Source organism: Legionella sp. (assembly GCF_049790535.1).
Lineage (GTDB): Bacteria > Pseudomonadota > Gammaproteobacteria > Legionellales > Legionellaceae > Legionella.
This window is the reverse complement of the sequence record NZ_JBAQZB010000115.1, coordinates 1-6,381: the sequence shown is the minus strand read 5'-3', so window position 1 is coordinate 6,381 and position 6,381 is coordinate 1. Positions and strand designations below refer to the sequence as shown.

Sequence of the window (6,381 nt, the reverse complement as noted above, 5' to 3'; positions counted from 1 at the left end):
ACCCATGAAGGAATTTAAAGAAGTTCACTCAGCCAAGGCTACACTAACTGGCATTGAACTGCACCACATGCTACGAAAAGGGCAGCATCTGCAGGCAGGAAAACAGTCCATCTTCGAACAGTTTTATAGGCTTGCAGCATAGTTCCATCCAGAATTTCTCCCACCCTACGGCTAAACAATTTTTCGAGACAGAGCTACAAAAACCCCTGTTTTATTAACTATAGATGGTGTGCTTATTAATATCCTAAAAGTAAAAAAATTATAGAAGGTAGTCACTTAAATCAATTTGCATTGCTTTTGTGTTGCTAATGTGCTACATTTTGATATAAGAAGTTAAATTTAGGAACTATAATGAGCAGAGCAGCAACTATTCATACCAGGATCGATCCAACATTAAAGCATGATGCTGAGAAAATATTGCATCAGCTAGGACTAAATACATCCCAGGCAATTAATGCCTTTTATGCCCAAATCGTTCATGTTAGAGGAATACCTTTTGAGCTTAAATTACCTAATAAGACAACTTTAGCAGCAATGAAAGAGCTAGATTCAGGTAAGGTAGAAACCTATGATTCTATGAGCGACTTGTGGAAAGAAATAGACAATGACTGATTTATTAAAACTTGCTCCAAGTACCAAGTTTAAAAAAGACTTAAAAAGAGTAATGAAGCAAGGAAAAAGTCGAGAGCTAATTAATGAAATTATTGAGCTATTACAGTGCAAAAAGCCACTACCCCTGAAAAACCGTGACCATGATTTAGTAGGTGATTATAAGGGGTATAGAGAATGCCATATAATGCCTGATTGGTTACTAATATATCGTATAAAGAGTAATAACTCTGTAGAGCTCTTAGAGTTAACGAGAACAGGTTCTCATTCGGAACTATTTTAAGGAGTTATTGTTCTCATCGGACTGATTTTACTTTGGAGTTTTATTGCGGCAATTGAGAGATTGGTTTTCTTTAATACAAATTTATACTCTGATTTTTTGGTAAATAAAGCTGTCTCCTTGGAATCAAAAGAAAAGATGTTTGAAAAGTCGAAGCTAATCCATTTAATACTAGCTATTAGTGCTTGAATTATTTTGCAAATGAACCAACAATAAAATGCAAATGGATTTTGATGAAACCGAATTAAACTGCAAATAGAATTGGTTTTGAACCCGAATTATTTTGCAAATGGCGGATACCATACAAAATAAACGATCCTTTATCTTGCGATCCTAATATTTGTAAGCACAAACAAAAGGTTGGATATAAAGAGGCTATAGGTGTAACAGCGTAAATTTAACTAATTATTTCAACCACGCATGATGGCTTCAATACAAACCCATAACTACTACAACTTACCACAAAACCGGCGGTTTAACTCAACAAATCTTTAATCACAGGCCAACTAACTCTGTAGCCTTATCCCAGATATGCATCAACTGGTTCATTACATTAAAACCGTGGAATATGAAATCGCACTACTACAGCTAACTTTTTATAAAAACCAATTTTTAAATTGCATCAATAAGTATTTCCCGTATTCATCACTGAATCAAAAAATGATTTATCACCTAGACTAATTCGTATAGATACAGCTTTTCTAATTAACCCAGTTCTAGCATCTTTCATTAATGGTGTTGTCAATTTTATTTTTTTCTCAATTTCTAAAATTTTGTTTTTAGTTTCTTCTGTAAAAAAAACCTGGGTAGCTCCTTCTAATGGAGCCTGATTTAATCCCTCATAAATATCATCTATCAATTCCGCATAATCTAGATCTTTTTCGTATTCAGCCCATTTAATGTCAGAAAGAGTATACAAATAATATTTAACCGCATCTTCTATTAGTAAGGACTGCTTCCCCCTTCCTTTATAGTCAATTTCAGCTTGCTGCTTCAGCTTCTCTTTAATATCTTTGGGAAATCGAATACAGACAAGCCATTTTTTTTGTTTTTGAGGTGCTTGGAAAAATAATTTTTTATTCTTTCTTTTCTCTATCATAAATCACCATTTTTAAGATAATCAAAAAAATCAAAAAATATGATTTAATTGTTATTTATCAATAAGTTACATTAATAATGACCCGGGTCATACTACTTCGTTTAAGGCTATTTCTTTAATTCTATTTAGAATTCTTTCAAGATTTTTAAAGATATCGTCTTCACTATTAATATGATTAATTTCTGGAAATCTTGAAAGTAAAAGTCGTTGTAAAGAATTAGATTCATTTTGATCTTGCACTTTAAATGTTGCAGACTTCTTGATCGCCCCACCCTGCTTTCCTCTTGGTTTAACTACTTTTATAGTTGGAATTTTATTTAATTTATCTCCATTATTTAAGGCAAGCTCAATTTCTTTATAACTTTTTGCTACAAGTATCCTAATCATTTTGAACGTTAATTTATTATCTTTAATCATAGATAAGAAGACTGGTGGATAATTTACTGGTTGAGTACAGATCGATCTTAACGCACTTGTAATTCCTTCATTCAAACCAATAATCTTGGATAATGCTTTATTTGTAAGTAATTGACCACTTGGATCGGTCAATAACTCTTGGGCAATTTTAAAATTTTGAGCAATCGTTAATTCTTTTCTTAAATTATTTTCTGACAATTGTCTTTTTAATTTTCTATGCTTCACTTTCAATTTAACAAGCATACTTTCGTCAGTAATTTCTATACATGTAATCGTGGGAACATCAGCCATTATCGCTGCTAATCTTCTTTGATGTCCTTCTAAAATAACATAACCATAATCTAAATCAGAGTGAACAAAATAATCAGAATCATTATGGCGATCAGCTAAAAATATCTCTATTGGCTCAATCAAACCCTCAGTTCGGATTGAAAAAGCTAGCTCCCTCAAAAAATTGTAACTCTCCTCTAAACTCTCATCCTCATCAAGATTTAATTGAGAATATTCAGGAATCTCATATTCATTTGTTTCCTGTGAAGTTCTACAAAGAGATTTATCTGTTCCAATGTGCAAATTTTTCTTTAACCAAGATTCATCAATTATCTCTCCTGGCCTAGGATTAAATGGGTCTGGGATAAGTAAAGAAGGATCATGTTCAACAAGCTGCTTCCCTCTTGTAAATTTTTTATTTGCTGTAATACCTGCTCGAATTACAGTATCAGGTTTATTACTCGACGTAAGCGAGCTCGTTATAATTTTCTTCTTGATTGGCATTATTCGTATCTCCTAATACTTTGTTAAAAACAAATTCCCCTAATGCAACAGCTTCTATAGCAAATCTATCATTGTCCTTCAATTCCGTATATGGTGCAGTAATAGGGGCTTGATCTTCATCTATATCTACTGCTCTAGGAGAATCATGGATTTCTATGCCTTCAATAAGCAGTTTAGATAACATTGAATTAGATTTAATGGTATCGATGATTCTAGTCTGAGGTGTTCTTTTATTGTAGTCTACTTTGTTTTTCAATAGTCCAATTATTTGAGCTTGAGCATTAACAGGCCGATGCACATTCTGACGATTAACTAGATCTACCATTCCAGCTAATCCCTGAAGTGATTTATTACTTAATTCTAGCGGAATTAAAATATGTGTTGCAGCCCGAATTGCACTCTGCGTTAATGGACCTTTGGCTGGTGGCGTATCAATGATAATTAGATCATAGCCACAATCTATAAAATCGTCCATTGCAAAAAAATCGTAGGTACGCTGAACAATACTTTCTAAACTATCACTATATTCAAATGCCTCAATATCTTTTATTAATCCAGCATCGCTCGGAAGAATTTCTAAATTCTCTAAATCAGTGGGGTAGGGTACAACAGGCTTTCCAGTCCACATATCTAAGGCAGAGGATCGACCATTCCAATCTTCATCCTCGGGATTATTAGGATTATAATCCGGATGCAAAGGAGGTTTATAATTAGACATATCTCGGATTCTTGTATCACGAAGAAATCTATAAGACATGTTTCCTTGAGGATCAAAATCAAGAACTAATACCTTTTTATCTTTTTTAAAAGCTATATAAGTTGAAATTAGCTGACTTATTAAGCTTTTTCCAACTCCACCTTTATTATTCGCCACAACTAAAATTCGGGGTTTCTTTTTATTCATTGGGTCACTCCAATTATTATTATGTTTCCGTCATCAAAAAATTTAACTGATTAGTAACCGCAAGTCAATATATGTCAATACTGTATTGAATATTTAATTTGAATAATCGCGCTGTGTAGTTTTAACGGTGTCAGTGATTGAATTGAATAACACGTAACGAGCAAAATACCGCTATATAACAATATTTTAGTACTTTTTAACTTTTTAATTCATTTTTAAAAAATCTATTGATCTAAAGAAAATTTCGATCCAAAATGATTAATAAAACTATTTTGTATTGAGTATTAATTACCAAGAAAAATTATACTGGGATAAAATAAAATGAAAAAATAAATAGAGCTATACATAAAAAAATAGGTTACAGAGAGTTTGCAGACTTTCTATAACCCAAATGAATTTAGCCTGAACGAGACTAAATATCTAAGAACATGACCTAGCAGGATAGTTCTTTAATATTTCATTTTCATTTTAGCCTCGTTCCCAAAAAAAAACAAGATAAGGATATTATCTATGGGGAACCTTTGCTCAATTTTTCACTCGAGATTTAAAAATCTCATTAAAGTGATACCATCAACGCGTAAAGCTCAATTGATGGATTACCTATTACTTGGCTGGCAAACCAGCACCTACAAATTAAAAGGCTCTGATAAAAAATGGTTTATGAAGCCCTATATAGAAATAGCAGAAGATACAGGAATTCCTTTAAGTACGCTTCAAACCTATCTCAGAGAGTTCTGTTCTCAGGGTTTTATTGAAAAGCGACAAGCGCTTTATAACAGAAAAAATGAGAAGGGCGAATATGAGGCTAAAAAGGGCGCCTACATCCACATTACTGAAACATTTCTTGAATTGATTAAACCCTCTGGAACCTTATCAAAACCAATCCAGCCCAATCCCAATGAAAACATCCACAACGACACACCACCATCTCCCCATAAACACCCTGACGAAAGTGAAGTTAATCCTTCAGAGTGTTCAAATTTTGAAAAAAATGAGAGGACCGATCCTCTCATTTTGAGAGGATTATATATAAGAGATCTTTATACTTCTTTTAATAATACTATTAAGTTGAAACAATTAACCCATTCTGTAGATAAACCCACATTAAATCGGCTACTCAACCAATATGAAACTATACAACAGTTTATTCGCACTGAAATTAAAGAAGAAATTCCCGATGAAATAAAAAAATTACTATTAGGAACTTTTTTTAATTTAACTTTTGAGCATAAAAAACAATTTTCTATTCCAAAACAGATTGTCGCTGAATACTTATTTTCGTTAATAAACACGGAATTTTGCTTACCTAAAGTCCATGACTTCAAGCATCGAAATGACATTCTTTCAAAGATTATGCGTGAAAATAATTGGCGAACCCCTAAAGGTTTTTATAATTATTTTTACCTAGGACAAAATTTTAAGGACAAAAAACAATTGCAGGAACAACAATGGCAAGAAACAAAAGAACTGGAAATGAACCCTTTAAGTGACTGCAATTACGTTCCAAGAGATAATGAATTGCTTCAGATTGAAGCACAAATTTTTAAGAAAGCTACTTTAATCGAGGAGTTAACGAAGAGTCTTTATCAACAAACGAGTGAAGAGCTTATCGTATCAATTCGAGAAAAAATCCAAACATTAAAAGCCGAACTTAACGCTTTATGGCATGATCAGTGGATTATCGAAAGAGAAATAGAACAGGAAGACATAGGCATAAAACTTTGTGCTTAACAACCTGATAAGGAAAATGTCATTATTGATTTGATGACCAAAGAACAGAATAGAATAGCTTGATTATCTAGCTATTCTATTCACATTAGATGAATTAGAGATTACCTAGGGTTTTACTTTGTGATGAGGTGGCCTGATGTTTTTTTGCTTCCTCTGGTGAGGTTTCTTGATAATCAAAAAATTTAAACATACTTTTGATGGATTCGCTGGTTTTTTCAATCTGCTGTTCCACTATAGCTTGTTCTTTCGCTCCATGCTTTCTTGCCAAACCGTGCGAGGCCAGAGTCATGGTTGAGCTGGATGACATGTAGTCTTTAATTGCTTTGGCTAACCACGGATGCACTTTAAGTTCAGGCTTGTTTCTGACCAAATCCATGGGGTAGGTACCATCTTTTAAGGGGTAATTGCGTATTGCAGTTCAAAATTGCAGGCGATTGCAGTTCAAAATTGCAGGCGATTGCAATTCAAAATTGCAGTATCGAGTGATAGCGACATTGGCAGATTAAATAATCTGTGTTAGCGCTTTCTTCTGAAGAACCTAAAGGAGAAAGTGAGATGCCAATGGAG

General features: G+C 33.3%; 7 protein-coding genes. 3 read left to right on the top strand and 4 right to left on the bottom strand.

All coding sequences use genetic code 11. The features are described 5' to 3' along the window. Positions 1–351: 351 nt before the first annotated feature. Both WA877_RS07005 and WA877_RS07000 read left to right on the top strand, forming a co-directional pair. On the top strand, positions 352–612 hold the full coding sequence (locus WA877_RS07005; protein WP_425170204.1) for a type II toxin-antitoxin system RelB/DinJ family antitoxin: 261 nt from the start codon (positions 352–354) through the stop codon (positions 610–612). Further along, entirely contained in the window at positions 605–892 is a 288-nt protein-coding gene (locus WA877_RS07000) for a type II toxin-antitoxin system YafQ family toxin (protein ID WP_425170203.1), read from the top strand. The genes WA877_RS07005 and WA877_RS07000 overlap by 8 nt, the downstream gene beginning before the upstream one ends. Positions 893–1,511: 619 nt before the next feature. Here WA877_RS07000 and WA877_RS06995 read toward each other — a convergent pair. The 3 genes from WA877_RS06995 to WA877_RS06985 form a co-directional block, all read right to left on the bottom strand. Continuing rightward, entirely contained in the window at positions 1,512–1,988 is a 477-nt protein-coding gene (locus WA877_RS06995) for a hypothetical protein (protein WP_425170202.1), read from the bottom strand. Positions 1,989–2,075: 87 nt separating this feature from the next. After that, positions 2,076–3,179 (bottom strand): ParB/RepB/Spo0J family partition protein, encoded by a 1,104-nt coding sequence (locus tag WA877_RS06990; protein WP_425170201.1) that lies wholly within the window; start codon positions 3,177–3,179, stop codon positions 2,076–2,078. Further along, positions 3,133–4,083 carry a ParA family protein gene (locus WA877_RS06985; RefSeq protein ID WP_425170200.1) on the bottom strand — a complete coding sequence of 317 codons (951 nt, stop codon included), beginning with the start codon at positions 4,081–4,083 and terminating at the stop codon, positions 3,133–3,135. Before WA877_RS06985 ends, WA877_RS06990 begins: the two co-directional genes overlap by 47 nt. Positions 4,084–4,674: 591 nt before the next feature. On the opposite strand from WA877_RS06985, the gene WA877_RS06980 reads away from it, so the two are divergent. After that, a complete protein-coding gene (locus WA877_RS06980) occupies positions 4,675–5,814 on the top strand; it encodes a hypothetical protein (RefSeq protein ID WP_425170199.1) in 1,140 nt (379 codons plus the stop codon). A gap of 94 nt (positions 5,815–5,908) precedes the next feature. Here WA877_RS06980 and WA877_RS06975 read toward each other — a convergent pair whose 3' ends face one another. After that, complete coding sequence (locus WA877_RS06975; protein WP_425170198.1) at positions 5,909–6,190, bottom strand: hypothetical protein; 282 nt, start codon at positions 6,188–6,190, stop codon at positions 5,909–5,911. Between the last annotated feature and the right edge of the window lie 191 nt (positions 6,191–6,381).

Coding starts and splice junctions, on each gene's coding strand:
- WA877_RS07005 (WP_425170204.1), top strand. CDS start 352: ATGAGCAGAGCAGCAACTATTCATACCAGGATCGATCCAACATTAAAG.
- WA877_RS07000 (WP_425170203.1), top strand. CDS start 605: ATGACTGATTTATTAAAACTTGCTCCAAGTACCAAGTTTAAAAAAGAC.
- WA877_RS06995 (WP_425170202.1), bottom strand. CDS start 1,988: ATGATAGAGAAAAGAAAGAATAAAAAATTATTTTTCCAAGCACCTCAA.
- WA877_RS06990 (WP_425170201.1), bottom strand. CDS start 3,179: ATGCCAATCAAGAAGAAAATTATAACGAGCTCGCTTACGTCGAGTAAT.
- WA877_RS06985 (WP_425170200.1), bottom strand. CDS start 4,083: ATGAATAAAAAGAAACCCCGAATTTTAGTTGTGGCGAATAATAAAGGT.
- WA877_RS06980 (WP_425170199.1), top strand. CDS start 4,675: ATGGATTACCTATTACTTGGCTGGCAAACCAGCACCTACAAATTAAAA.
- WA877_RS06975 (WP_425170198.1), bottom strand. CDS start 6,190: ATGGATTTGGTCAGAAACAAGCCTGAACTTAAAGTGCATCCGTGGTTA.